Source organism: Myceligenerans indicum, assembly GCF_016742955.1.
Lineage (GTDB): Bacteria > Actinomycetota > Actinomycetes > Actinomycetales > Cellulomonadaceae > Myceligenerans > Myceligenerans indicum.
In genome coordinates this window covers 34331-60564 of sequence record NZ_JABBYC010000027.1, presented here as the reverse complement: position 1 = coordinate 60564, position 26234 = coordinate 34331, and the positions used below count along the sequence as shown (strand labels likewise).

25 protein-coding genes are annotated in these 26234 nt (G+C 72.0%); 12 read left to right on the top strand and 13 right to left on the bottom strand.

Annotated features, from left to right (window positions below; translation table 11 throughout):
* Nucleotides 1–205: 205 nt before the first annotated feature.
* The gene (locus tag HGK34_RS14230; protein ID WP_201848490.1) at nt 206–1270 is read right to left on the bottom strand and encodes a LacI family DNA-binding transcriptional regulator; all 1065 of its coding nucleotides are present in this window, start codon (nt 1268–1270) and stop codon (nt 206–208) included.
* A gap of 236 nt (nt 1271–1506) precedes the next feature.
* On the opposite strand from HGK34_RS14230, the gene HGK34_RS14225 reads away from it, so the two are divergent.
* Nucleotides 1507–1758, top strand: coding sequence for a hypothetical protein (locus HGK34_RS14225; RefSeq protein WP_201848488.1), 252 nt, complete (start codon nt 1507–1509; stop codon nt 1756–1758).
* Here HGK34_RS14225 and HGK34_RS14220 read toward each other — a convergent pair.
* Both HGK34_RS14220 and HGK34_RS14215 read right to left on the bottom strand, forming a co-directional pair.
* On the bottom strand, nt 1722–3971 hold the full coding sequence (locus HGK34_RS14220; RefSeq protein ID WP_201848486.1) for a YhgE/Pip domain-containing protein: 2250 nt from the start codon (nt 3969–3971) through the stop codon (nt 1722–1724). The two genes, HGK34_RS14225 and HGK34_RS14220, sit on opposite strands and share 37 nt — an antisense overlap.
* The gene (locus HGK34_RS14215) at nt 3971–6700 is read right to left on the bottom strand and encodes an MMPL family transporter (protein ID WP_201848484.1); all 2730 of its coding nucleotides are present in this window, start codon (nt 6698–6700) and stop codon (nt 3971–3973) included. Before HGK34_RS14215 ends, HGK34_RS14220 begins: the two co-directional genes overlap by 1 nt.
* Nucleotides 6701–6926: 226 nt before the next feature.
* Between HGK34_RS14215 and HGK34_RS14210 the strand changes: the two genes are divergently transcribed.
* On the top strand, nt 6927–7898 hold the full coding sequence (locus tag HGK34_RS14210) for an amidohydrolase family protein (RefSeq protein ID WP_201848482.1): 972 nt from the start codon (nt 6927–6929) through the stop codon (nt 7896–7898).
* Between the two features lie 131 nt (nt 7899–8029).
* Nucleotides 8030–8728: a TetR/AcrR family transcriptional regulator gene (locus tag HGK34_RS14205; protein ID WP_201848480.1), complete on the top strand. Its 699-nt coding sequence runs from the start codon at nt 8030–8032 to the stop codon at nt 8726–8728.
* On the opposite strand, the gene dmpG is transcribed toward HGK34_RS14205, so the two are convergent.
* The 3 genes from dmpG to HGK34_RS14190 are packed head-to-tail and all read right to left on the bottom strand — an operon-like array spanning nt 8673 to nt 11508.
* Nucleotides 8673–9713, bottom strand: a complete 1041-nt coding sequence (gene dmpG / locus HGK34_RS14200) for a 4-hydroxy-2-oxovalerate aldolase (protein ID WP_201848478.1) — start codon at nt 9711–9713, stop codon at nt 8673–8675. The genes HGK34_RS14205 and dmpG overlap by 56 nt on opposite strands.
* Nucleotides 9710–10672, bottom strand: a complete 963-nt coding sequence (locus HGK34_RS14195; RefSeq protein WP_201848476.1) for an acetaldehyde dehydrogenase (acetylating) — start codon at nt 10670–10672, stop codon at nt 9710–9712. The genes dmpG and HGK34_RS14195 overlap by 4 nt, the downstream gene beginning before the upstream one ends.
* A gap of 5 nt (nt 10673–10677) precedes the next feature.
* Nucleotides 10678–11508: a 2-keto-4-pentenoate hydratase gene (locus tag HGK34_RS14190; protein ID WP_201848475.1), complete on the bottom strand. Its 831-nt coding sequence runs from the start codon at nt 11506–11508 to the stop codon at nt 10678–10680.
* A gap of 128 nt (nt 11509–11636) precedes the next feature.
* On the opposite strand from HGK34_RS14190, the gene HGK34_RS14185 reads away from it, so the two are divergent.
* From HGK34_RS14185 to HGK34_RS14175, 3 genes are read left to right on the top strand one after another with little or no spacing between them, the layout of a single operon-like run.
* On the top strand, nt 11637–12518 hold the full coding sequence (locus tag HGK34_RS14185; RefSeq protein WP_201848466.1) for an alpha/beta fold hydrolase: 882 nt from the start codon (nt 11637–11639) through the stop codon (nt 12516–12518).
* Nucleotides 12515–13537 (top strand): VOC family protein, encoded by a 1023-nt coding sequence (locus tag HGK34_RS14180; protein ID WP_201848464.1) that lies wholly within the window; start codon nt 12515–12517, stop codon nt 13535–13537. The genes HGK34_RS14185 and HGK34_RS14180 overlap by 4 nt, the downstream gene beginning before the upstream one ends.
* Entirely contained in the window at nt 13534–15270 is a 1737-nt protein-coding gene (locus HGK34_RS14175) for a bifunctional 3-(3-hydroxy-phenyl)propionate/3-hydroxycinnamic acid hydroxylase (protein ID WP_201848462.1), read from the top strand. The genes HGK34_RS14180 and HGK34_RS14175 overlap by 4 nt, the downstream gene beginning before the upstream one ends.
* Here the strand turns inward: HGK34_RS14175 and HGK34_RS14170 are convergent.
* The 3 genes from HGK34_RS14170 to HGK34_RS14160 form a co-directional block, all read right to left on the bottom strand.
* The gene (locus HGK34_RS14170; RefSeq protein WP_201848460.1) at nt 15259–15945 is read right to left on the bottom strand and encodes a TetR/AcrR family transcriptional regulator; all 687 of its coding nucleotides are present in this window, start codon (nt 15943–15945) and stop codon (nt 15259–15261) included. The genes HGK34_RS14175 and HGK34_RS14170 overlap by 12 nt on opposite strands.
* Nucleotides 15946–16063: 118 nt before the next feature.
* On the bottom strand, nt 16064–17506 hold the full coding sequence (locus HGK34_RS14165) for an MFS transporter (RefSeq protein ID WP_201848458.1): 1443 nt from the start codon (nt 17504–17506) through the stop codon (nt 16064–16066).
* Nucleotides 17507–17552: 46 nt separating this feature from the next.
* Nucleotides 17553–18197 (bottom strand): NAD(P)-dependent oxidoreductase, encoded by a 645-nt coding sequence (locus tag HGK34_RS14160; protein ID WP_201848456.1) that lies wholly within the window; start codon nt 18195–18197, stop codon nt 17553–17555.
* 132 nt (nt 18198–18329) lie between these two features.
* Here HGK34_RS14160 and HGK34_RS14155 point away from each other — a divergent pair, with 132 nt between their 5' ends.
* The 3 genes from HGK34_RS14155 to HGK34_RS14145 all read left to right on the top strand — a co-directional run bounded on the left by HGK34_RS14155 (nt 18330) and on the right by HGK34_RS14145 (nt 20083).
* Nucleotides 18330–18884, top strand: a complete 555-nt coding sequence (locus HGK34_RS14155; protein ID WP_201848454.1) for a TetR/AcrR family transcriptional regulator — start codon at nt 18330–18332, stop codon at nt 18882–18884.
* A gap of 63 nt (nt 18885–18947) precedes the next feature.
* Nucleotides 18948–19550 carry a PadR family transcriptional regulator gene (locus HGK34_RS14150; protein ID WP_201848452.1) on the top strand — a complete coding sequence of 201 codons (603 nt, stop codon included), beginning with the start codon at nt 18948–18950 and terminating at the stop codon, nt 19548–19550.
* Between the two features lie 26 nt (nt 19551–19576).
* A complete protein-coding gene (locus HGK34_RS14145) occupies nt 19577–20083 on the top strand; it encodes a hypothetical protein (protein WP_201848450.1) in 507 nt (168 codons plus the stop codon).
* Nucleotides 20084–20123: 40 nt separating this feature from the next.
* Here HGK34_RS14145 and HGK34_RS14140 read toward each other — a convergent pair whose 3' ends face one another.
* On the bottom strand, nt 20124–20300 hold the full coding sequence (locus HGK34_RS14140; protein ID WP_201848448.1) for a hypothetical protein: 177 nt from the start codon (nt 20298–20300) through the stop codon (nt 20124–20126).
* A 157-nt stretch (nt 20301–20457) separates the two neighbouring features.
* Nucleotides 20458–21249, bottom strand: coding sequence for a hypothetical protein (locus HGK34_RS14135; RefSeq protein WP_201848446.1), 792 nt, complete (start codon nt 21247–21249; stop codon nt 20458–20460).
* 150 nt (nt 21250–21399) lie between these two features.
* On the opposite strand from HGK34_RS14135, the gene gad reads away from it, so the two are divergent.
* On the top strand, nt 21400–22791 hold the full coding sequence (gene gad / locus HGK34_RS14130; protein WP_201848444.1) for a glutamate decarboxylase: 1392 nt from the start codon (nt 21400–21402) through the stop codon (nt 22789–22791).
* Between the two features lie 21 nt (nt 22792–22812).
* Here the strand turns inward: gad and HGK34_RS14125 are convergent, their stop codons facing one another.
* The gene (locus tag HGK34_RS14125; protein ID WP_201848442.1) at nt 22813–23469 is read right to left on the bottom strand and encodes an RICIN domain-containing protein; all 657 of its coding nucleotides are present in this window, start codon (nt 23467–23469) and stop codon (nt 22813–22815) included.
* 127 nt (nt 23470–23596) lie between these two features.
* Nucleotides 23597–24142 carry a YbhB/YbcL family Raf kinase inhibitor-like protein gene (locus tag HGK34_RS14120; RefSeq protein WP_201848440.1) on the bottom strand — a complete coding sequence of 182 codons (546 nt, stop codon included), beginning with the start codon at nt 24140–24142 and terminating at the stop codon, nt 23597–23599.
* Nucleotides 24143–24332: 190 nt separating this feature from the next.
* Here HGK34_RS14120 and HGK34_RS14115 point away from each other — a divergent pair, with 190 nt between their 5' ends.
* Both HGK34_RS14115 and HGK34_RS14110 read left to right on the top strand, forming a co-directional pair.
* A complete protein-coding gene (locus HGK34_RS14115) occupies nt 24333–25562 on the top strand; it encodes an MFS transporter (RefSeq protein WP_201848437.1) in 1230 nt (409 codons plus the stop codon).
* Nucleotides 25563–25732: 170 nt separating this feature from the next.
* Nucleotides 25733–26188, top strand: coding sequence for a MarR family winged helix-turn-helix transcriptional regulator (locus HGK34_RS14110; RefSeq protein WP_201848436.1), 456 nt, complete (start codon nt 25733–25735; stop codon nt 26186–26188).
* The last annotated feature ends 46 nt before the right edge of the window (nt 26189–26234 follow it).

Here is a 26234-nt window from a genome sequence, read left to right as displayed (position 1 = left end):
CCTTATCGTCGGCAGCGTCAGATGTGTATAAGAGACAGGGGCACGGGTCAGGGCACGGGTCAGGGCACGATGGTGGGGTGTGTTCGGAGGTACGGGACCGCGGAGCGCATCGGGGGTACGGGCGCGTCAGGTGTGCGGAGCTTGTCGGGAGAGCGGCGCATCAGGAGTTCGGCGCATCAGGAGTTCGGGGTGTGTCGGCGGCGGCTCAGGGCGCGGCGGCTGCGGTGGCGCCGTCCACGTCCGGGCACGGGAGGAGCTGGTGGAGTTCGGCGTCGGGCACGGCGGCCCCGCGACGGCCGTCGCGGTCCCGCCCGTTGCCGTCCCCGGCGGCGAGACGGGAGAGCAGGTGGAGTGCACGCACGCCCATCTCCTCGCGCGGTACGGAGAACCCGGACCAGCGCCGCCCGCCCCGGCGGGGATGGTGCGGCTGACCGAGCAGGAGGACGGACACGGCGTCGGGGACCCGGCTCCCGCGTCGTTCCAGCTCGTCGGCGAGTTCCTCGGGATGGTTCTCCGGGGCGACGACGACGGCGGTCAGCGACCGGGCACCGATCTCGTCGGCGGCCGCCGCGACGTCGTCGGACTCGACGAACACCGTGGCCAGCCCGCGCGCCTTGAGGGCCTTGCGGTAGCCCTCGACCCGGTCCAGCGTCGGCTGGTCCGTACCGCGCACCCCCACGTAGCCGATGCGCTCGTGCCCGAGCCCGACGAGGCGGTCCACCTGCCGCACCGTGGCCCCGACGTAGTCGGCGCCGACGTAGGGCAGCCTGCCGCCGTCGCTGCCTCGCTTGCCGATGAAGACGAACGGGTAGTTGGTGTCGAGCAGATGCTGCAGCTCGCCCCGGTCCTCGTGCTGGCCCAGCAGCAGGCAGCCGTCGGCGACGCCGAGCCGCTGCCAGCCGTCCCGGGTGAGCTGGCGCCGTCCGCCGACGGCGGGCGCGCTCGTGAACAGCAGGAGGTCGACGCCGAGCCGTTCGGCGGCGTGCTCGATCCCGACGAGGAACGGTCCGTAGAAGTCGCGGCTCGCCCGGGGGAACGTCGCCTCGTAGGTGAACACGCCCAGGATCTGGGTGAGGCCGCCCGCCAGGCGCTGCGCGACGGGGTTCGCCGTGTAGCCGGTGATGCGGATCGCGTCCAGCACGCGCTGGCGGGTCTCCTCCCCGATCCGGACCCCGGCCGGCGTGTTGCCGTTGAGCACGAACGACACGGTGGCCTGGCTGACGCCCGCCATGGCGGCGACGTCGGTCTGGGTGATGCGGCGACGCGGCATGGCTCCTCCTCGAACGTCTCGCCGGTCCTCGGTGACGCCATGAGTCTTGCCGCACGCGGTTCACTCGGTCAATTCGATAATGCGCATTATTAGCGGGTTCGACCCTGCCAGAGGCGGACGCGAGCCCGGACCGGCCCCGACGAGGGCAGCCGCCATCACGCGGGACCGGGGACGCCGGTCCGGCCAGGTGGGCGTGCGAGACTCCTCCTGTCGGCCGTCTACGTCAGGAGCAGCGAGTGGCCATCAGGTCGTCCCGCACCACGAAGATCGTCCTGGGCTGGGTGGTGGTCCTGGCGATGCTGGTCCCCGTGATCCTGCAGTTCGCCGCCATCACGCGGGCGGATCCCGCGCTCCTGTGGGGTCTCGCCGCGGTCGTCCTCCTCGGCGTCTGGCTCTGGCGCATCGTCACGCGCCGGGCCGCGGACGCGGCCCGGCGACAGGACGGCCTCGATCAGAGCCAGGCGGCACGCGGCGACGACGGCTGGTGACCGCGCCCGGAGGGGTCCAGCCGTAGGGTGCGCGGGCTCAGGTACCGTCGCCGGTCCGTCACGACGATCGTGGCCAGCAGTGCGACGGCGAGCCAGGCGGTGAGCTCGACGACGCCGGTGAGGAAGCCCGGGCCGCCGGTCGCGACGGCTCGCATGGCCAGGATCGCCCCGTGTGTCGGCAGGAGGTTCGTGACCGCGTACAACGGGGCGGGCAGCGTCGACACGACGCCGGTCGCCACGGCCAGGACCGCGATCGTGAGGGAGATCAGGCGACCGGTGGTCCCCAGGACGGCGGCGAGCGCATGGTTGATCGCGACGAAGCTGCCCGCGGCGAGAAGCGCTGCCAGGAGGAACCCGATCGCCGCGCCCGCCCGCAGGCCCAGGACGGGGACAGCGATGATCGAGATGACCGCTGCCGCGCTCGCCGCCGCGGTCGCGCCGGGCACGGCGGCTCGCACCGTGATGCGCCAGGTCGGTTCCCGTGACGTGAGGATCCCGGCCGGAACGGGGCGGGTGGCGATGTAGGTCACGAGGGCCAGGGCCCACAGCGCGAGCGTGGCGAAGAGGGTGATCGACAACGCCCCGAACGGCGCCGAGAGCACGTCCGCCACCGTCGGGTTCGAGGCCACGCCGGAGAGATGCTCCTTTTCCTTGTCGGAGTACGTGGGCACCTGGTCGACCGCGTCGGCGAGCCCGTCGGCGAGCTGGTGCGCTCCACCGTCGACGTCGCGGGCACCGGCGGCGAGACTCCGGGAGCCTGTGACCAGGTCATCGGCTCCCGCGGAGAGCCTGCCCGCGCCGTCGGCCACCTGGTGCGCGGCGCCGTCGACCTGCCGTGCCCCGCTGTCGAGCTCACTCGCTCCCGCCTTCACCTGCGCGGCCGCGGCGTCGACGCGCCTGGCTCCGTTGGCGACCTCGCGCGCGCCGGCGTCGACCTCATGCGCGCCGTCCGCGGCGGTGGAGATCCCGGCAGCCAGGGCGGCGGACCGGGCCGCGAGCCGTTCGTTGCCGTCGGCGACCTGCCGGGACCCGGTGGCGAGCGCCTGGACGGAGTCGCGCGCGGACACGATGTCGCCGCGGACCTCGGCCTTGCCGTCCTCGAGGCGCCGGGCATCCGCCTCGGCCTCGCCGGCCGCGCGCTCCAGGGACGCGCAGAAGTCGGTCCCGTCCGTCACGCGGCCGGCACACTCGTCGGCGAGGCGACGGAGCTCGGCGGCGCCGTCCCGCGCGTCCGGAAGGCTGTCGAGGCCGTCGATCGCGCTGTTCGCGACGGGTACGACCTGGTCGGCGAGCTGTTCGTTGCCGTCGGCGACCTGGTCGGCCCCGTCCGCGAGCTGCCGGGTCGCGGCGGGAAGCTCCGCCGTCTGCCGCGCGGCCGTGTCGAGACCGGACGAGAGTTCGCCCGTACCGTCGGCGAGCCTGGCCGACCCGTCCGCCAGGTCGCCGGTGCCCGCGGCGAGCCGGGCGGTGCCCTCCACGAGCTGGGCGGACCCGGCGGCGAGCTGCGAGGTGCCGTCCGCGAGGCGGGCCGATCCGTCGGCCAGTGTCCCGGCGCCGTGCGCCAGTGACTCGGCGCCGTCGGCCAGCTCGCCGGCCCCGCGGGCGAGGTCGGACGTGCCGTCCGCCAGCTCGGAGGCACCGTTCGAGGCCTCCTGAAGCTGGTCGTGCATGGTGGTGAGGCCCGTGTAGATGTTCTCGAGGTAGGTCGAGACGATGGTGCGGTTGAGAGCGTCCTGCATGTCCGCGGCGACGCCTTCGGCGAGGTACGGGTCGGCGACGCCGGCGGCGGAGGTGGTCTCCACGTCCAGACCGGCGCGGACGGCGCGAAGCGGGTCGTCCTCGGTCGCGGCCGAGGTCGCCCGCGCGGAGAAGTCTCCGGGAATGGTGACGACGGCGGCATAGGTGCCGTCGTCGAGCCCGGCTCGCGCATCGTCGGCGTCGGTGAGCACCCAGTCGTAGGCGGAGTTCTCGTCGTGGGTGAGGTCCCCGGCGAGCGTCCGGCCGAGCGGCACCGTCTGTCCCTCGACCTTCACCGGCTCGTCGTTGTTCACGACGGCGGCCCGTGCCGTGTCGTGGGCGGTCCCCGGGGACCAGAACGCCCAGGTGAGCAGGCCCATCACGACGAGTGGAACGGCGACCAGCGCGGTCCAGGCGCGCCAGGTGAGCGGACGAGCCGTCAGGGCTCGGGCGGTGATGGCCGGCGGGTTGATCATCACAGGACCTCTGCGGGTCGGGGGGTCATGGCATGGAGCTGGGTGGCGCCGGGCGGGAGCAGGTCGGCGACCCGGTCGGGGTCCTGGCACGTCAGGACGAACGCGACGGACCGTCCTGTGGCGGTGACGCGCCGGGCGAGCTGGTGTCGCAGCCGGGCCCGCTCCGCGGAGCGGAGCACGAGGTCGGCATCGTCCACCAGGATCAGCCGGACGTCGTCGGCCAGTGCCGTGGCGACCGTTCCCGCCGGGTCCGCGTCGGTACGGACCCCGACGACGGCCACCTGTGGCCGCAGCGCGTGCACGTGCTGCGGCAGCACGTGCCCCAGCACCTTCAGGTCACCGCGATGGGTCGTGACCCGCCCGGCGAGCGAGAGCAACAGTGCCGTCTTGCCGACGGCCCCGGACCCGTGCAGGACGAGCACGGTGCCACGGGGCACGTGCAGTTCGACGTCGCGGTACACGGGCAGGCCGCGGTCGTCGTCGAGGGCCAGGGCGTGCGCGCTGACGGCCTCGTCGCTGCCGGGAGCCGGCCAGTCGGCCAGCCGCAGCTCGTGCAGGAGGCCGTCGCCCTCGGCGTCGAACACCGGCAGCCGGCGGTCGATCGCGGGCGGCAGCCCCCAGGCGCGGTCGCCCAGCAGCGCGAGCACGGCGGGGACGAAGGTCATGCGCACCAGGAACGCGTCGACGAAGACTCCCACGGCCAGGGAGAAGGCGATCGGCTTGATGGTCGCGCTGCCCTCGGGGACGAACGCGGCGAAGACGCCGAACATGATGACGGCGGCCGCGACGACGACGCGGGAGGCCGAGACGAAGCCTTCCTCGATCGCCTCGTGTGCGTCACCGTGGTGCGCATAGTGCTCACGGATCCGCGAGACGAGGAAGACCTCGTAGTCCATGGCCAGGCCGAACAGCACGCCCATGAGGATGATCGGCAGGAAGCTGATGACGCTTCCGACATGAGCCACGCCGAACAGTCCGGCGCCGTGTCCCTGCTGGAAGACGAGCGACGTCAGACCGAACGCGGCGCCCACCGACAGCAGGTACCCGAAGGTGGCCTTGACGGGTACCCAGACCGAGCGGAAGACCATGGCCAGCAGCACCAGGGAGAGCCCGGCGACGAGCAGCCCGAACGGGAGCAGCGCCGCGCCGAGCTGCGCCGAGACGTCGATGCCGACGGCGGTGATGCCCGTGACCGCCGTCGCGGTGCCGTACTCGTCCAGCCAGCGCCCCTCCTGGTCCCGGATCCGTTCCACCAGCGCGTCGGTGCGGGCGTCGTCCGGCGCGGTGGTCGGGATGACCTGGATGATCCCCGTGTCGCCCTTCTCGTTGGGCGTGGCCAGCGGCACCGACCGGACCCCGGGTATCCCACGGATCTCGTCGGCGAGCTCGTCGACGAGTCCGACGGGATCCGTGGACCGGATGATGTCGGCGGTGACGATCAGCGGACCGTTGTAGCCGACGCCGAAGTGCTCGGCCACGGCGCGGTAGGTCTCGCGTGCCACCGAGCCCGGTTCCTCGGTCCCGTTGTCGGGCAGCGCGAGCCGCAGGTCGGCCGCGGGCACGGCGAGGGCGCCGAGCCCGATGACGACGACGGCGATCGTGACCGCCGGCCGCCGGGTCACGAACCTGACCCAGGGCCGGGCGACGCGGGGCCGGGAGAAGCGCAGACGCCTGCGCCTGCTCACCGCGGTGGATCGCTTCGGCGTCCTCGGCACGAGGCGGGTCCCGGCGAACGCCAGGAGGGCGGGTACGAGAGTCTCGGCGACGCACACCGCCACGGTGACGCCGAAGGCCGCGGCAACCCCCATGGTCGTCAGGAACGGGATGCCCGCGACCGACAGGCCCAGAAGCGCGATGACCACGGTCAGCCCCGCGAAGACCACGGCCGAGCCGGCCGTGGCCGCGGCCCGGGCGATCGACTCCTCGACGTCCAACCCCTCCGCGAGCTGATCGCGATGCCGGGACAGCAGGAAGAGCGCGTAGTCGATGCCGACCGCCAGGCCGAGCATCACGGCGAGCATCGGAGCGGTCGAGGAGACCGGCACGACGATCGTGGCCAGGTACACGACGGCGACGGAGACGCCCACACCCAGAACAGCCGTGACCAGTGGCATCACCGCCGAGATCAGCGAGCGGAACATCAGCAGCAGCACGACGAGCGCGATTCCCAGTCCGAGGGCCTCGGTCGGGCTCAGCCGGGGGACCCTGTCGGAGAACGCGTCGCCACCGGTATGGACCTCGGCGCCGCCGCCGATCCGGGCCGCCAGGTCCTCGGCTGCCCCGGTGAGACCGGACCTCGTCCCGGCGGTGACCTGAGCCAGGTCCACGTTCAGCGGGACGGCGATGATCGCCGCCCGGCCGTCGTCCGAGACCGCACCGTCGACGTCGTCGGCGAACGGGTCGGCCACGAGCGCGACCTGCGGCAGGTTCTCGATGCGTGCGACGGCGTCCGACACGGCCCGGCGCGTGCCGGCGGTGTCGACGTCCTCCCCTTCCGGCACCACCAGGACGAGCTGCGCCGACGTCCCGCTGACCTCGGGAAAGACATGGCCGAGGTGGTCCAGGGCGTCCTGCGACTCCGAGCCCGGGATCGCGAACGTGTCGTCGGTGCCCTCGTTCAGCAGCGCGCCCGCCGCCCCGCACACGAGCAGCACCACGAGCCATGCGGCGACCACCAGCCCGCGCCGTCGCGCCGCGGCGCGGCCGAGCCGGTAGAGGAATGACGACACGACGGCCTCCGGACGCTAACGGATACAGAGTGCATCCTCGATACATCCTGTATCTTAATACACAGCGTATCGAGAGACGCGACTCCTCGCATCAGGAACTTCCGGGACGGGAGGTCGACCATGCAGGTCCCGTAGCCGAGCAGCGGTCCGGCCCCGCCTCCGACGACGCCGGGCCCCGCACCGAGCCGACCGCCCGCCCGTTCCCCACCCACGAAGGACGTTCTCCATGAGCCGCGCACGCCGCATCGACACCCACCAGCACCTGATCCCCCCGCGCTACGCGGACTGGATGCACGCGGAGGGCATCCGCCCGGGCGGGGTCGACCTGCCGAGGTGGTCCGAGGGCTCGGCGCTGAGGTTCATGGACGGGCACGGGGTGCGGACGGGGATCCTGTCGCTGTCGACCCCCGGCGTCTGGTTCGGCGACGACGCCCAGGCGCGGCGCTGGGCGCGCGAGATCAACGAGTACAGCGCGGACCTCGTCCGGCGCCGGCCCGACAGGTTCGGCTTCTTCGCCACTCTCACCCTGCCCGACGTCGAGGGCGCCGTCGCCGAGGCGGAGTACGCCCTCGACGAGCTGGGAGCGGACGGGGTCGTCCTGCTCGCCAACAACGACGGCCGCTACCTCGGCGACCCGGGTTTCGCACCGCTGCTGGAACTGCTCGACCGCCGCGAGGTCACGACCTTCGTGCATCCGGGCGAGCTTCCCGCGCCCGAGGTGCCCGGCATCCCCACCTTCACCGCCGACTTCCTGCTGGACACCACCCGCACCGCGACGAGCCTGATCCTGTCCGGCGCCATAGACCGCCACCCGGGCATCAAGTTCATCCTCGCCCACGCCGGCGGGTTCGTCCCCTACATCTCGTACCGCATCCTGCTGACGATGCTCAGCCAGAAGAGCAAGGCACGGCAGGCCTGGACGATCCTCGACCAGGGCCACCAGGTCCCGAAGCTGATGGAGGTCTTCAAGCGCTTCTACTTCGACATCGCGCTCTCGGCGAGCCCCGCGGCTCTCCCCAGCCTGCTCGAGGTGGCCGCGCCGGACCACATCACCTACGGCAGCGACTTCCCGTTCGCCCCTGCCCCGGCGATCGCGTTCCTCAACCGGCAGTATGAGAAGTACCCGCTGGACGCGACGCTGCGGAACGCGATCGACCGGGGCAACGGCGAGGCCCTCTTCCCCCGGCTCAGGGCCTGACGCGGACCGGGACCGGCACGAGCCGCTGAGCAGGAACCACGGTCCGGCGGGTCGCGACCCTTGGATACCCTTCGAGTCGGCGGCCGGGGGCGCGGTCGCCGACACGAAGACCCCTGGAGGTGAGGAGCACGGTGCAGCCGACGGACCCGGAGGCCACGTCGAAACGGCTCACGCGCCGGCGCGCGGAGACGCGCCGGCGCCTGATCGACGCCGCCTACGAGGTGTTCGCCGAGGTGGGGATCCGCGATGCGCCGGTGGAGCTGATCTGCGAGCGCGCCGGATTCACGCGCGGGGCGTTCTACTCGAACTTCGGTTCCAAGGAAGAGATCTTCCTGGCCATGTACGAGATCCAGATGTCCTCCCGCGCGGAGCGGCTGGCCGCCGGCGCCGAGGCCGCGCTGCGGGCGGTCGGCACGCCGGGCCCCCGGGGTGCCGGGAAGGCGGTGGCGCTGATCGCCGCGCAGTTCGTGGAGGGCCTCGGTGACGATGTGCGCTGGTACCCGGTCTTCGCCGAGTTCCGGGCCCAGGCGCTGCGCCGGTCCGAGCTGCGTGCGCCGACGGCCGCCGCGGAGGCGCGGTTCGAGGCGACGCTGGCCCACGCCCTGCAGCAGGCCGCCCGAGCCCTCGGTCTCCGGTTCACGGTGAACGAGAACGACCTCGCGCTCGTCGTGCGGTCGATGTACGAGGCGATGCTGACCCGCATGCTGTTGCGGGAGGTCACGGACGGCGGCGCCGAGGAGATGGCACGGTCCCTCACCGAGCTGATGCTCGGGGTCAGCGCGCCTGCGTCCGCCGGCCCCGGCCCAGCAGATCGAGAGCGACGTCGGTGATCATGTCCTCCTGTCCGCCGATCAGCTTGCGGCGGCCCACCTCGACCAGGATCGCGCGGGCGTCGAGGCCGTAGGTCGCCGCGGCACGTTCGGCATGGCGCAGGAAGCTGGAGTAGGCGCCCGCGTAGCCGAGCGAGAGCGTCTCGCGGTCCACCCGGACGGCCCTGTCCTGCAACGGGCGCACCAGGTCGTCGGCGGCGTCCTGCAGGGCGAACAGATCGGCGGCGACGTCCCATCCCTGCAGGCGGGCCACGGCGAGGAAGGCCTCGATCGGCGTGTTGCCCGCGCCCGCGCCGTGTCCGGCCAGCGACGCGTCCACGCGGAAGGCTCCTTCCTCGACCGCGGCCACGGAGTTGGCCACCGCCAGCGAGAGGTTCTGGTGCGCGTGGATGCCGATCTGCGTGCTCTCGTCCAGGACGTCACGGAACGCGCGGACCCGCTCGCGCACGCCGTGGGTCGTCAGCCGGCCCGCGGAGTCGGTGACGTAGACGCACCGGGCTCCGTAGGACTCCATCAGCTTCGCCTGCCCCGCCAGCGTGGCGGGGTCGGTCAGGTGGGCCATCATCAGGAAGCCCGAGACGTCCATGCCCCACTGCCGGGCCGCGCCGATGTGCTGGGCCGCCACGTCGGCCTCGGTGCAGTGGGTGGCCACGCGCACCGAGCGCACGCCCAGCTCGAACGCTTCGCGCAGGTCACGCAGCGTGCCGATGCCCGGCAGCACCAGCGTGGTCAGCACGGCGTCCTGGACGACGCCGGCGACGGCCTCGATCCACTCGCGGTCGGTGTGCGACCCGGGACCGTAGGTGAGCGAGGAACCGGACAGCCCGTCACCGTGCGACACCTCCATCGCCTCGACTCCCGCCGCATCGAGCGCCCGGGCGATCTCGGCGGCCCTCGCGGGCTCCAGACGATGGCGGACGGCGTGCATGCCGTCGCGCAGCGTGACGTCCTGCAGGTAGACCTTGTGCACCGGCCTCGTGTTCATGCCACACCCTCCCGCGCGTCCGCCGCGGCGGCGCGCACGATCCGTTCCGCGGTCCGCATCGCGGCCGAGGTCATGATGTCCAGGTTCCCCGCGTACTCCGGCAGGTGGTGCCCGGCGCCCTTCACCTCGAGGAACACGCCGACGCGGGTGTAGCCGGCGGCCTGCCGCGCCCCCTCGGGCACCAGGACGTCGTGATCGGCGAGCTCGTCGCCGAACTGGACGGGCTGCTTGAGGCGGTAGCCCGGCACGTATTCGGCCACCTCCGCCACGCGCCGCTCGACGGCCGAGACGACGGCGTCGCGCCCGCCGGCGTCGAGACGGCGGGTGAGGAGCTGCACCGTGTCGCGCATGATCATCGGCGGCTCGGCGGGATTCAGGACGATGATCGCCTTGCCCCGCGCCGCTCCTCCGACCTGCTCGATCGCCCGGGCCGTGGCCTCGGTGAACTCGTCGATGTTCGCCCGTGTGCCGGGGCCCGCGCTCCGGGACGCGATCGAGGCGGTGATCTCCCCGTAGAGCACAGGTGTCACCGCGGACACGGCGGCGACGACGGGGATCGTCGCCTGGCCCCCGCACGTCACCATGTTCACGTCCCGCTCCCGCAGATGCTCGGACAAGTTCACGGCGGGCACCACGAACGGCCCGGCCGCGGCCGGCGTGAGATCCACGAGGGTCTTGTCGTAGCGTGCGAGCCGTTCCGCGTTGGCGAGATGCGCCTGCGCCGAGGTGGCGTCGAACACGATGCCGACGTCGCCGAACTGCGGGCTCGCGATCAGCCCCTCGACCCCCTCGTGCGTGGTCTCGTAGCCGAGACGCGCCGCCCGCGACAGGCCCTCCGACGCCGGATCGATGCCGGCCATCACTCCCATCTCGAGCACGTCGGAAAGCTGGATCACCTTGAGCATCAGGTCCGTGCCGATGTTGCCCGACCCGATGATCGCCACCTTGGTCCTTCTCATACGGTTCACTCCTTCTCCCTCGTCGCGGCGGCCGTCACCGCGACCGGTCCGAACCCTTCGGCGGCGGCCTCCCACCTGGTGCCGGGCGTCAGCGGAACCGCTGCCGCCACGGCTCCGGCCAGGACGACGTCGCCCGGGGCGAAAGCCCTTCCGTGGCGCCCGATCGCCGTGGCCAGCCAGTGGACGGCGGCCACCGGGCCGCCGAGGACGGCGCTCCCGGGCCCCGCGGCCACCTCCTGGCCGTCGCGGCCGAGCGTGACCACGGTGTCCGGGATCCGGCTCAGCACCTCCGCGGTGGCCCGGCGCCACCGCCCGACGGCGAGGCACGCGCTGGACGCGTTGTCCGCGACGGTGTCGACGAGCCCGATCCTCCAGTCCCGCACCCGGGAGTCGATGACCTCCACCGCCAGGGCGACGTCGGTGATCGCCTCCCGGACCTCGCCCATCGAGGGGCTGGTCACCAGCGGCGCACCGACCCGGAACGCGAACTCGGGCTCGATCCTCGGCGCGAGCAGCGCTTCCGTGTCGATCCGGCCGCCGTCCGGCACGACCATCGCGTCCGTGAGCGTGCCGAAGTCCGGCTCGGACACGCCGAGCTGCGACTGCATCGCCCGGGACGTGAGCCCCACCTTGTGGCCGACCACCCGCTCGCCCGAGGCGACCCTGCGTGCCACGACCGCCCGTTGCACGGCGTAGGCCTCGTCGAGGCGGAGTCCGGGGTGTGTCGTCGCGCTCGGCCGCTCGATCGGCTCACCCGACCGTCGCGCCTCCCAGAGGGCATCGGCCAGCGCCTGCAGCTCAGGCCGCAGCGCGGCCGTACGGCTCGTGCCTTTCATCGTCGCTCCCTCGCGATCGGGCCGCCGGAGGGGGCGCACGTCTGGCACGCACCCCTCCAGCAGGCCGGTTGACATCGCGAGAAGCGTACCTGATGATTTCATCAATCCATCCGTCGAAGGAGGAGCTGATGACGACGACGTCACCGCGCACGGGAGCGCCACGGACGCAGCGCACGGTCCGGGTGGGCCGCCGCGAGATCTTTCTCACCGAGGCGGGTGCGGGACCACCGGTCGTGCTGCTGCACGGCGGCGGGCCGGGCGCATCCGGCCTGTCCAACTTCGGCCGCAACCTGGACGCGCTCGCGGCCAGGTTCCGCGTGGTGGTCCCGGACCTGCCGGGCTACGGCCGCTCGACCAAGGGCATCGACCGTCACGACCCCTTCGGGGACCTCGCCGGGTTCGTCCGGGGCCTGCTCGACGCCCTCGACGTCGAGCGGGCGCACCTGGTGGGCAACTCCTACGGCGGCGCGGCCGCGCTGCGGTGCGCGCTGGACCGCCCCGACCGGGTCGGCCGCCTGGTCCTCATGGGCCCCGGCGGGATCGGCACCACCCGCCGGCTGCCGACTCGTGGCCTCAACGCGCTGCTCGACTACTACCGGGGAGACGGACCATCCCTGCGGAAGCTGGAGAGCTTCGTGCGCACCTACCTCGTGCACGACGCCGCGTCCGTGCCCCGGGAACTGATCGAGCAGCGCTACGCCGCCAGCGTCGATCCCGACGTCGTGGCGAACCCGCCCCTGCGACGGCCGAGCGGTCCGGGTGCGCCGGCCACGCTGCTGCGCATGGACCTGCTGCGCGATCGGCGGCTGCGCCGGCTGCCCGCCGAGACGCTCGTGCTCTGGGGAACCGAGGACCGGGTCAACCGCCCTTCGGGAGGCCGGGCGCTGCTCGCGACGATCCCGCGGTGCGACCTGTACCTGATGGCCGGGACCGGACACTGGGTGCAGTGGGAACGAGCGGACCTCTTCAACACGCTGACCACGGAGTTCCTCACGCGGGGCGAGTCATGACCGCCGCCGCGAGCGCCCGGTCCACGCCGGTCTTCGGGGCCGTGCACCTGGGCTACGTGGTGATCCAGACCGAGCGGTTCCCTGCGTGGCGCCGGTTCGGGTCCGACGCGATCGGGCTCCACGTCGACGAGCTGGACCGGGACGCGATGCGGTTCCGGATGGACGACCGCGCGTGCCGTTTCCTGCTGCGGCGCGGGCCCGCGGAGGATCTCGTCGCGGCCGGCTGGCAGGTGGACGACCACGAGACGTTCGACGAGATCCTGTCCCGGGTCACCGGCCGGGGAGTGCCGGTGAGCGAGGGCAGCGCCGAGGAGTGCGCCCTGCGCGGGGTGGAGAGACTGTGGCGGTTCCCCGGCCCCAAGGGCATCTCCACGGAGATCTTCACGCGGGCGGTGACCACCCCGGCGCCGCTGCGGATGCTGAACTCGGCGTTCGTGACGGGTGCCGCCGGCATGGGGCACCTGGCCATCACGACCAAGCACCCGGAACAGCTGCGCGGCTACTACGACACCGTCTTCGACGCGCGGATCACCGACTTCATCGACGAGAACGTCAGCGGCCTCACGCTGAAGATCAGGTTCCTGAGGGTCAACGAGCGGCATCACTCGATCGCCGTCGCGAACGTCAACGGCATCGCCGTCGACCCGGTCCGCACGAGCATCCAGCACATGAACATCCAGGTCGAGACACTCGACGACCTGCTGGCCTCCTTCGAGAGAGTGACCCGGCTCGGTTTCGCGATGGCGTGGAGCGTGGGCCAGCACACCAACGACCGCGAGCTGTCCTACTACTGCGTCACCCCGTCCGGTTTCGAGCTCGAGGTCGGATGGAATCCCGTCGTGATCACCCCCGAGCTCGAGTCCACGTGGGACCCGTCGACCTACCAGGGCATCTCCGTCTGGGGACACACGCCGGTCGGCGAGACCGTCGTCACGAAGATGGCGCAGTTCCGGCGCGCTCTGCGGTCGCTCCGCGAGCGCGAGGCCGTCGTCGCCGGGCTCGGCGGGGAGGCGCGATGAGGGGCGTGGCGGAGCAGGACGGCGACACAGCAGGAACCACCGCGAAGGAGACCATCGAGATGGACGCGACGAACCCGGGTGACGACGTGTCCGAGGACGTGTACGACGTGGCGATCATCGGCTACGGACCGGTGGGTGCCACCGCGGCCAACCTCCTGGGCGCCTCGGGGGTGCGGGTCGCGGTCCTGGAGCGCGAGCCGTCGCCGTACGGGCGGGCACGGGCGATCTCGACGGACGAGGAGGTCCTGCGTATCTGGCAGGGCGTCGGCCTGGCGGAGCGGCTCAAGGCCGACATGCTCGGCGACCGGCCGATCGACTTCGTCGACGCCGGGGGACACTCGTTCCTGAGCCTCGCGCCGGAGCCGAGGGGCAACGGGCACCCGACCCAGATGTTCATCTACCAGCCGGCCGTGGAGCAGGTTCTGCGCGCCGGTGTCGGCCGCTACCCGAACGTGACCGTCATGCTGCGCCACGAGTGCGTCGGTCACGAGGAACTGCCGGGCGGGGTGCGTCTTCTCGTCCGGGGTCCCGACGGCGTGGGCACGGTGCGGGCCCGGTACGTGATCGCGTCGGACGGCGGCTCCAGCCCGACCCGGACCCGTCTCGGCATCGGTTTCGAGGGCCGGACGTACGAGGACCGGTGGCTGGTGGTCGACACGAAGGTGAGGCGGCCCTGGCCGGACATCGACAGGTTGCGCTTCCACTGCAACCCCCGCAGGCCCGCCGTCGACTGCCCCACCCCGCTCGGACACCATCGCTGGGAGTTTCCCGTGCTGCCGGGCGACGACGAGGACGAGCTCGTCCGGCAGGCCGCAGTACTCCGGCTGCTGGGCGAGCAGGGAGTCACCGCCGAGCACGTCGAGGTGGCGCGGGCGGTGGTCTACAGCCATCATGTCCGCCTCGCGGAGCGCTGGAGGGCCGGGCGCGTCTTCCTCGCCGGGGACGCCGCGCACGTGATGCCGCCGTGGATCGGCGAGGGCATGGCCTCGGGAGTTCGCGATGTCGCGAACCTGTCCTGGAAGCTCGCGGAGGTTCTCCGGGGCACGCTGCCGGAGACGGTGCTGGACTCCTACGAGGCCGAGAGGAAGCCGCACGTGCGCCGGGTGACCGCGTGGGCGGTGCGGTTCGGGCAGCTCGTGATCGAGCGCCGGCCGTTCGCGGCGGCGCTGCGCGACCCGGTCCTGCGTGCGGTCATGCGCGTGCCGCTCCTGGGGAGCTGGCTCCGCGCGGGCAGATGGTTCCCGGATCCCCGGTACCGGCGGGGCTTCTTCTCCGGCGGGAGGCGGGGGATGCGTCTCGCCCGCGCCGACTGCGTGGGGTGGCTGCTCCCCCAGCCCTGGGTCGCCGACGCGGAGAACGTGCACGTCCGGCTCGACGACGCCCTTCCGGAGGGGTGGGTCGTGCTGCGGCGCACCGGCACAGCGACCGGGGCCTGGGCCGATGCCGGCGTTCCGGTGCTCGACGTGCTCCCCGGGGGCTCGGGCACGCGGCCGGACGCGATCGTCGACGTCGAGGGCACGCTCCTGCGGTGGATGGCCGCGCACCGGTGCGATGTCGTCGTTCTCCGACCGGATCGGTTCGTCTACGGCTCCGCTCGGGCGTCGGGCGCACTGGTGCCGCCGCCGTTCCCGGGCCGGGTCACGACGCGTGCGGCGGACATCCGGGAGCGGACGACGGCGTGGGAGTCGTCGCGGTCCGGCCGTCGTGGCTCGGACCGGGTGTCACGCCTGTGAGAGCGACGGCGGGGAGTCCAGCGTGACGCCGCCGTCCTCCCCCAGCAGGCTGGGGCTCGGGGGCAGGGGGCGGCCCACGATCTCCCGGGCTTCCCGCTCCTCCAGGCCGAGCATGACCAGGACCCGTGCCGCGAACTCGTCGGAGAGGGGGCCGTCGTCGAGGGAGGCGTCCGAGGCGAGCATCTGCAGCAGGCCGAGCAGCGCTCCCCCCGCCACCATCAGGGCGAGTTCGGGTGAGGGCCCGCGGAACCGCTCCTGAGCGATTCCCTCCGCGATGTCCGCGAGCGCCCGGGGCCGAAGCCCCTGGTCCTTCGAGAGCACGGCGGTCCCCGTCCTGAGGACGACCGCGACCAGTTCGGGATACCTGCGCTGCATGCGCCCGGTCATCCGGAAGCTGACCGCGAAGATCTCCGCGGGGTCCGTCAGGCCGTGGACGGCCTCGTCACGCAGGGTGCCCCACGTGTTCAGCGCCGCCTCGACCGCGGCCTCGAACAGGTCGCCCTTCGTGGCGAAGTGGTTGTAGAAGGAGCCGAACCCGACTCCGGCGAGGTCGGTGATCTCCTGGATGCTGACGTCTGTCCGTCCTCGTGCGAGGAGGAGCTGGCCGGCGGAGACGAGCGCGGCGCGGGTGCGTGCCTTGCGCCGGTCGGGCCAGGGAACCGTCACGTCCTCCACGGGGTGGTGCCTTCCTTGACGTCGCGTGATGAACTCCCTGATTCTTCCACGCCCGTACGCGGCGGGGGCCGTCGCCACGGCGGGGGCCGCGGCGGCGGGCGGCCGGTGTCGCGCGGGCTCAGGGTGTCTTGGCGGTGCGGTCGCCGCGGGGTGTGGCGACGGCGAACAGGATCGCCAGTGTGCCCGCGGCGGCGAGGACGAGGAAGCCGGACGTGTAGGCCCATTCGTGGGGGATGTCGCCGCCGCCCGTGGCGGCGGCCACGAGCGCGCTGAACGCCGCGGTGCCGAGGGCGCCGCCGATGGTTCTGGCGTTCTGCACCGCTCCGGTGGCCGCGCCGGTCTGGCTCGCGGGCACGTTGACGACGACAATGCTGGTCATCGCGGCGAAGCCGAGGCCGAGGCCGAGCCCGAACAGGCCGCCCGCCGCCAGGGTCGGGCCCAGTGACTCGTGCAGGAGGGCGTAGGCCAGCGAGCCGGACGCCATCAGGGCCGCCCCGCCGGCGAGCTGGGCAGGGAGGGTGACGTACCGGGTCGCGGGGCCGGCGACGATCCCGCCGAGCGTCATGCCGACCAGGATGGGGAGCATGACGAGTCCGGCGGCGCCCGCCGACAGGCCGAGCCCGTAGCCCGTCGACGGGTCGGTCTGCAGCAGGACGGGCGCATAGGTGAGAAGGGCGAACTGGGCAGCACCGAGGAGTGCGGCGACGACGATCGTCCGCCACACGACGGGCCGGCGCATGGTGCTCAGGTCGATCAGCGGCCTGGCGCTGCGCGCCTCGGTCCGCACCCACCAGAGGACGGCCCCGGCCGCGAGGAGGAACGACCCGATCGTGGCGGGCGAGCCCCATCCCCAGGTCGGCCCTTCACTCAGAGGCAGGAGAAGAGCCACGAGCCACGTCGCGAGCAGGACTGCCGAGAGGGGGTCGAACCGGGCGGTGCCCTGGCGTGGCGAGGCCGGCACGCCGGTCGTGACCAGGATGGTGGTCACCGCCAGCAGTGCAGCGGGGATCCAGAACAGCCCGCGCCAGCCGGTCGTCTCGATGATCGGCCCGGCGAGCACCGTTCCCAGTCCGCCGCCGGCCGCGAGAACGGCAGCCATGGCTCCGATCGCCGAGGGGACACGGCGCGCGGGGAACGTGTCCCGGATGATGCCGAACGCCAGCGGCGAGACCGAGGCGCCGAGTCCTTGCAGGACGCGCCCGGCGAGCATGACCGGAAGTGTCGACGCGGAGGCCGAGACGAGCGATCCGACGATCACCACGGCGAGAACGGCCAGCAGGGCGCGCTTCTTGCCGATCCCGTCGCCGACCCGCCCCATGATCGGCGTCGCGACGGCCGCGGCGAGCAGCCAGGCGGTCATGGTCCAGGCGATTCCGGCGGGGGTGGTGCCGAGGTCGCCCTGCAGAGCGGGAAGGGCGGGACCGAGCAGTGACTGCAGGGCGGAGAAGGTCGCGGCCCCGATCGCGAGGCTCGTGAAGATCAGGGGTGGCAGCGCGCGCCGGGAGGCTCCCGGCGTGGGGGCGGTGCGCGCGAGGAGTCGTGGTCGCTCGGTGGTGGTCATGTGCGTGCTTTCGGACGGAGGGATGGTGCCGTGGGACGGGTGCGGGTCATGCGGCCGGGTCGGTCGTGGCGACGGTGGCCGTCCTGTTCGTTGCTCGTGGGCGCTCCGCCTCGTCGAGGACGGCGAGGGCGTAGTCCGCGTAGCTGATGTGGCTGCGCCCGCTCGGGTCGCGCAGCACGACGTCACCACCGAGCTGGTAGGAGCCGGTGCGCGGGCCCTCGGGCAGGAACTCGACGGCCGGGGCCAGGTAGGTCCAGGTGACTCCCGCACTGTCCAGGAGGCGCTGGTTGACCTGCTGGAGGATGCGGGACCCGGACCGCAGGGGTCCTGCGGGGAGTTCCGCCTCGTAGTAGCGGCGGGTGCGACTCGCGTCGGTGAACAGGTGCCCGGCGCTGCCGACGACGATGAGCCTGGTCGGCGAGCCCCGCAGGAGGCCGATGAGGTGCTCGATGACCGGGAGGTGCTCGGCCTCGCGGTCCAGCGGGACGCCGTAGGCGGACACGAGGACGTCGAGCCCGCGCAGGTCCGCCGCCTCCAGGTCGAGGACCGCCTTCTCGACGACGGACTCGTACCGGCTCGGGAGCGAACGGGCGTCACGTACGAGGGCACGGACCTGGTGCCCCCGTGCGGCGGCCTCCTCCGCGATGCGAGCTCCGGCTCGCCCTGTGGCTCCGATGATCCCGACCCGCATGTGACGCTCCTGACTGTCGCCCGCCGAGAAGGGCGGCTATGGTCGATCCTTAGCGGAGAGTTCTCCGCTAAGGACACCGACATTAGCGGAGAGTTCTCCGTTTAGCAAGTGCACTCCTTGGGAAGGGACCAGATGCCGAACCGACGCGAGCCCTCACGCACCGACGCGCTCAAGAACCGCGAACAGATCCTCAGGGCGGCGCACGAGGCGTTCACCGAGGACGGCGCAAGTTCGCTCAATCTCGTCGCGAAGCGGGCCGGCGTCGGCCCCGGAACGCTGTACCGGCACTTCCCGACGCGGGAGGACCTCGTCCTTGCCGTCTACCGGCGCGACATCGAGCACCTCGTGAACGAGGTGGACGACTTCCTGGCCGACGACGAGCCGCTCGCAGCCCTCCGCACCTGGTTCGAGACCCTGGCGGCCTACGTCCGGGTCAAGCACGGACTCGGCGAAGCCCTGCACTCCGCGGCGGCCCGCGACGTCGTGGACGAGACCTACGCCCCGGTGATCTCGGCCGTCGCGAGACTGCTGTCGGCATGCCAGGAGGACGGCAGCCTCCGGCCGGATCTCGACCCCGCCGACGTCCTGCTCCTCATGGGGTTCCTGTGGCGGGTGAGCGACGACCGCGAGGGCGCGGACCAGGCCCGTCGTGTGATGGACCTCGCGATCAACGGCATGAAGCCGTAGGAGTGCCGACATCGTGATAGTCACTTTGTTGAATACTTGCCTTGGTGGGTATAGGTTGCGGGCATGGCACTGCGACACGCGATCCTGGCGACCCTGGCCAAGGGCGAGTCCTCGGGCTACGACCTGGCCAAGTCGTTCGATGTCTGGGTCGCCAACTTCTGGGCGGCCACACCCCAGCAGCTCTACCGCGAGCTGGAGAAGCTGGAGGCCGAAGGGCTTGTCCAGGCACGTCTGGTGCACCAGCGACGGCGGCCGGACAAGCGCGTCCACTCGCTGACGGATGCCGGCCGGACCGCGCTGCACGAGTTCACCGCCCGGCCACCGAAGCCCGTCGCGATCCGCGACGAGCTGCTCGTCCAGGTCGAGGCGCTCGCGCTGGGTGACGTGGCACAGATCCGCTCCCACCTCGCGGAGAAGCTCTCGGCTTCCCGCCGGAAGCTCGAGCACTACGAGCAGTCCCGCGAGCAGCTCCTCGACGGGCGCCCCGAGGAGCAGTACCTCGCGCGCGACCCACGGATCGGCCCCTACCTCACCCTGGCACGCGGGATCGCCTTCGAGCAGGAGACCGTCCGCTGGTGCGAGTTCGCCCTGCGGGTGCTCGACGCCCGCGAGAACGGACACGACCTGCGGACGGCACGCCCCCCGGAGCCGCCGGAAGGCCCATGAACCACCGATCGGACGGAGTACACGAGATGAGTCAGGGACACGACACGCTGTCGTTCGAGCACGATGCCACCATGGACGTTCCCGCGGACGAGGTGGACGTCACGGGCTGGCTGTTCGGCATGTCCGACCGCGACTACCAGGACACCGCCCGCGGACACCAGGCGTTGGGAACCTCCACCGACCGCGACGGCAGGCACATGGTCAACGTCGAGTCGATCGGCGGGAACCTGCTGGTCCAGCACTACGTCCTCGAACGCGGCACGCGGAGCGAAGCGGTGATGCACTCACCCCGGTCCACGATCTACCTCGCGCACCTCATCCCGGCCCGCCTCGGCGTCCGCTGGACGATGGCCGTCCGACCTGCGACGTCGGACAGCTCCGTGCTGACCTGCCGGGTCGAGCTCGACCTGCCCCGATGGATGAATGCCCTGGGGCGCGTCGTCGGGCTGCGCCGGTCCACCCAGTCGCACGTCGACGAGGAGGCGGCCGGCTACGCCCGGGACCTGGCACGCAAGGTCCTGAGCCGGTCGTAGACCTGCCTGCCGGCGCCCCGGGTCGAGGCATCCGGCGAGGTCAGCCTCCGAGCGCCTGGAATCCCTGGTACACCATGAAGGCCGGCCAGAAGATCCCTTGGACGACGGCCCACACGTACTCCCAGAATCCGTCGGCCTGCTGCCAGAAATAGAACCAGGCCCCGATCATCCCGAGCCCGTAGATCGCGCCTCCCGTGGCGCCGCTCCTGTCAGCCATGTCGCACCTCCGCCACCACACTATGCCTGCGAGTCCGCGGGAGCAGGCCATGAGCGGGTGAACCCGGTCTCGCTCGCGCGATTCCGCGGTGCACGACACCCGGCCGGTCGACCGGGAGCACTGCCCGGTCGACCGGCGGGTTCCGGGCCGGGTGGCCTCAGTCCTGTGTGGGATCCGCGATCTCGACCGCGCCGCCCCACTGCGTGAAGGTGTTGCTCGTGGTCGCGGAGAAGCCGCCGAACGATCCGGTACCCACGGCATACGCAGGGAGGTGGTTGGAACGCAGGTAGAGCTCGAAGTCGCTCACGGCGACACCCATCATCGTCATCGGGGTGTCGGGAGTGAGCAGGTAGGCGATCGTCGTGTCGGCGTCGTCCACCGGCGGGTTCTCGTCGCCGACTACCGTCCAGCTCTCCGACGTCGCGAGCCCGGCGGCCATGACACGGGGATCGGAGAAGACGCGCACGAGGTCGACGATGCCGGTAGCCATCACCACGGCCGGATCGGTCGACGACGAGTCCGCCTGGACCCACCCCTGTCCGGGGAACCGCACCCAGCCCGTCTCGCCCTGGACCACGACCTCGCGGTCGCCACCGTCGATGCTCATCGAGTAGTCGGGGTCCCACCGGAAGTTCACGACGTCGTCGGTCCCGTCGCTGGACTCGACGCGTTGCACGCCCGAGCCCACGGCCACCATCGCCGCCGCAACGCAGTCCCCGAGCGCCTGCCCGGACACGGTCCGCCCGGCGCGCAGTTCGACGTCATCGCACTCGGAGACCGCGGGCTGGTCCGGTCCGGCTGCCTGCGCCTGCTCGGAGGCCGTCGCGGTGGCGGCCGCCGTCGCCGGGCCGACGTCACCCGGCTCGGGTGCGGCGGTGCCGCACCCGGCCAGCAGACCGGCGACGAGCATCGGGACGATCGCAGGACCCCTGCGCAGGATGGTCTTCATAGGGCCAGACGCTGTCAGCACGCAGCGTGGAACTCAAGGAAAGTACGGGAGTTCACGCACCAGGCGGCGCCGCTGCACGTTCCGGCTGCGGACGCGGGCGGCGGCGGGCAGTGTGGACCACGGAACAGCGCCCACAGACCGGAGCCCGCCATGACCAGTCGCCGTCCCCGTGACATCGAGCTGAACCCGATCTTCGCACGGCCCGGTGAGACGACGTCGGCCCCGCGGGACCGCTTCCCGGCCGACCGGATGCTTCCCGAGACGGCCTTCCAGGTGGTGCACGACGAGGCGATGCTCGACGGGAACGCCCGTCTGAACCTCGCCACGTTCGTGTCCACGTGGATGGACGAGCACGCGGACCGGCTGTACGCCGCCGCCTACGACAAGAACATGATCGACAAGGACGAGTACCCGGCCACGGCGGCGATCGAGACCTACTGCTGGAAGATGCTGGCCGATCTCTGGCACGCGCCGGACCCGGACCGGGCGATCGGCAGCTCCACGACGGGCTCGTCGGAGGCGTGCATGCTGGCCGGGCTGGCGCTGAAGCGGCGCTGGGCCGAACGCCGCCAGGAGGCCGGGCGGCCGGCCGACCGGCCCAACCTGGTACTCAGCTCCGCCGTGCAGGTCTGCTGGGAGAAGTTCTGCAACTTCTTCGAGATCGAGCCCCGCTACGTGCCGATCAGCGCCGAGCACCCGACGCTCGACGGCGACGTGGTCCGCGACCATGTCGACGAGAACACGATCGGGGTCGTCGCGATCATGGGCGTCACCTACACCGGCATGTACGAGCCGGTGGCACGGATCGCCGCCGCGCTGGACGCCCTCGCCTCGGAGACCGGCCTCGACGTGCCGATCCACGTCGACGGGGCCTCCGGGGCGATGATCGCGCCGTTCGCCCAGCCGGACCTCGCCTGGGACTTCCGCGTCGAGCGCGTGGTGTCGATCAACACCTCGGGTCACAAGTACGGGCTCGTCTACCCGGGCGTCGGCTGGGTGGTGTGGCGCGGCACGGAGTTCCTGCCGGAGTCGCTCGTGTTCCGCGTCAGCTACCTCGGCGGCGACATGCCGACGCTCGCCCTGAACTTCTCCCGCCCCGGCGCACAGGTGCTGTTGCAGTACTACACGTTCCTGCGGCACGGCGTCGCCGGGTTCTCCCGGATCCAGCGCGCCACGCTCGGCGTGGCGCAGCACCTCGCGCGTGAGATCGCCGCGCTGGGGCCCTTCGAGCTCTGGAACGACGCCTCGGACATCCCGGTGTTCGCCTGGCACCTGCGCGCGGCCGGCGACGGCACACCACCATGGACCCTCTACGACCTGTCGGACCGGCTGCGCATGCACGGCTGGCAGGTGCCGGCCTATCCGATGCCCGCCGATCTGGAGGACGTCACCGTGCAGCGCGTCGTCGTGCGCAACGGCCTGGGCATGGAGCTCGCCGACAAGCTGCTCGACGACATCGGCACGTCGGTCACCTACCTGAACGGCAGCCCGCCGGCGCACCCCACGACGGACCGGGACCGCGCCTCGGCGTTCCACCACTGACCTGCGGGGCGGCGCGGTGTGTCAGCCGATCGTCCAGAGCTGGTTGTCGCCGAGGTGGCACCGGTACACGTTCACGCGACTGCCGTTCTCCGTGGCCGCGCCCTCGACGTCGAGGCACAGCCCGGTGGCCACGCTCCGGACGCTGCCGTCACCGGGTGCGCTCCATCGCTGGGTGTCGCCGCCGTGACACTCCTGGATCGTGACCGGTGTGCCGTCCGCCCCGCCGCTCGCGTCGTCCAGGCATTTCGCACCGCCGACGCGAAGCTCGCCCGCGGCGGTGATCGTCCACCGCTGAGCGGAGCTGCCGTTGCAGTCGAAGATCTGCAGGGTGGCGCCGTCGGCCAGGTTCCCTCCGGGGACGTCGAGACAGCGCCCGGACCCCGCACCGGTGAGCGCGACGACCGGTGGCTCGGGTGACGGCGCCTCGCCGGGCAGGGCGCTCGGCGACGCCCCCGGCTCGGCATCCGGCGACGCCGACGCCGACGCCTCAGGAGATCCGCCCGCGACCGGCTCCGCCGAGTTCCCGGCCGGCGTGGGAGACGCGCCGGGATCAGGAGACAGGTCTTGGGTGAACAGCCATGCCAGGCCGAGGAGTGCGCCGATCACGAGCAGTGCCGCGAGCACCCACGTGATCAGGCTGGCGACGCCGGCCCTGGCCGGCGGTCCGGCGTCGTGCATCGTCTCGTCCCTTTCCTGCGACGAACCGAGCAGACCCTACCGCGCATATCTGACATCGCTCACGCCACGGCCACTTTCGCGCGGGCGAGGGCCGCGGCGTCGGCCCCCGCCCGCGCGACTCAGCCGCTCAGTCGCCGGCCGGGATCTCTCCGGTGATCTCGAAGACCGCCCGGCCGAGCGTGTGGCCGGACATCGCGAGGCCCAGGAACGCGGGTGCGGCCTCGGCCGGAACGCCGATGGACTCGACGTCCAGCGCATGAACGACCACGAAGTAGCGGTGCTCGCCGTGACCGGCGGGCGGCGCCGCGCCGATGAAGCGGGCCATCCTGGCGTCGTTCGGGAGCTGCAGGGCACCGTCGGGCAGGCCGGCGCCCTCCTCGGCGCCTACGCCCTCGGCCAGCTCGGTGACGTCGGCCGGGATGTCTGCCACCGCCCAGTGCCAGAAGCCGGAGCCGGTCGGGGCATCGGCGTCGTACACGGTGACCGCGTAGCTCCTGGTCCCCTCGGGAGCGCCGCTCCAGGCCAGGTGCGGCGACACGTCCTCGCCGCCGGGCACGCCGAACACGCCCGAGAACTGCGCGGCGGGCCACCGGCCGCCGTCGGTGAGGGTCTTGCTGGTGAGAGTGAAGGTCGCGGTCTCCGGGAGACGAGCGAACGGGTTGTTGCCGCTCATGCGTCGGTCCTTTCCATCGGCCTGTCCATCGATTCGGATCCGAAGCTCAGTCCGGTCCCCCGGCACCATCCGGCCAGGTGGCGCAGACCGTAACACTTAACTCCGATGATACATAAACCGCTTGTCGAGATAGTGCGCGTGTGCAAGTATCGAACCGTTCGCTCCACCCGGAACTACGAGAGGAACTGACATGCCTATCGGGCTGATCGCCCTGGCACTGGGAGGGTTCGGCATCGGGCTGACGGAGTTCGGCATCGTCGGCCTGCTGCCGGAGATCGCCGATGATTTCGGCGTCACCGAGTCGGTCGCAGGGCTCCTGGTCTCGGGTTACGCACTGACCGTCGCCATCGGCGCGATCGCGCTCACGGCGGCCGTCGTGAAGTTCGACCGCAAGACCGTGCTGGTCTCCCTCATGGTGCTGTTCATCCTGGGCAACCTGATCTCCGCGGTCGCTCCCGACTACCTGACGATGCTGGCCGGCCGTGTGGTCGCCGCACTCTGCCACGGCGCGTTCTTCGGCGTCGGGGCCGTCGTGGCCACGAAGATGGTCAAGGAGAACCAGCAGGCGAGCGCCATCTCGCTGATGTTCGGTGGTCTCACCGTGGCGACTGTCGCCGGTGTCCCGCTCGGCACCTTCCTCGGCCAGCAGCTCGGGTGGCGCTCCACGTTCTGGGCCATCACCGCCATCGGCGTCGTCACGCTCATCGGGATCCTGGTGCTCGTCCCGGCCATCGAGGCCGCCAAGGGCAGCAACCTGCGCCAGGAACTCGTCGCCTTCCGGAAGTTCCAGGTCTGGATCTCCATCCTGGTCGGTCTCCTCGCCTTCGGCGCGGTCGTCGGCGCGTTCACCTACATGGCCTTCACCCTCACCGAGGTGAGCGGCTTCTCCCACTCGGCGGTCCCGTGGCTGCTGGTCGTCTTCGGCGTCGGCGCGTTCATCGGGAACCTCGTCGGCGGGAAGCTCGCCGACCGCGCACTGACGCCCGCGCTGATCACGCTGATGGCGCTGCTGGCCGCCGTCCTGGCAGTCTTCGCCCTCACCGCGCAGAGCCAGGTCGCCACCGTCGTGGGGCTGGTGCTCATGGGCGCCGTCGGCCTCGGCACCGCACCAGGCCTGCAGCTGCGGATCATGACCTTCGCACCGGAGGCGCCCACCATGGCCTCCAGCGCAAACGTCGCCGCGCTCAACGTGGGCAACGCCTTCGGAGCGTGGCTCGGTGGCGTGACGATCGCCGCGGGGTACGGGTTCGTCTCGCCGCTGTGGGTCGGCGCGTCGCTCGCCGCGGCCGGCCTGGTGGTGCTCCTCGTGGGCACGGCGGCGATGCGCCGTCCGTCCGCGACGCGGAGCGAGGCCTCGCTCGGCTCTGCCGGGTCGGCGTCCCAGGACACACCGTCGGCCGTGTCCGCGCCGTCGCGCTGAGGCATCACCGCGCCGTCCGTCGTCGCCGCGGCGGCCGGCCGTCGTCACCAGTCGTCGTAGTGGAGCAGGAGTCCGTGCCGCCGGACGAGCGGCGCGGGCCGCGGGGAATCCTGCCTGTGTTACCGTCAGGGCCCAGCCCAGCCGGTCCCTCGGGAGGTCGATCCGTGGTCATGCCAGATGACGAGGTCGAAGCCCTCGTCCACGGATGGCGCCTGCTGGCAGTTCTCCACTCCAGGATCGAGGTCCGCCTGGAGCGGATGCTCCAGGAGCGCTACAAGCTGAGCGTCAACGAGTACGGAGTGCTGGAGCTGCTCTCCCGCCAGGAGAAGCACCACCTGCGGATGGGTCAGCTCGCCATGGCGATGGTACTCAGCCAGGCGGCGACGACCCGGCTGGTCACGCGTCTCGAGGGCCGCGGGCTCCTGGCCCGCGCCCTGTGCGACGACGACCGCCGCGGGATCTACACGAACGTGACCTCCGAAGGCCTTGCCCTGCTCGGCCGCGCACGTCCGGACCACGACGCGATCCTGAGCGACGCCCTCGACGAAGCCTCGCGCAACCCCGACCTCGCGCCCATCGTGGCCGGGATCCGCGCGGCCGAGTCCCAGCCTGCCTCGTGCTCCTGAGAACGCAGCGCTGACCCACCCCGCCGGTTCCCGGCGGTCGCACCAC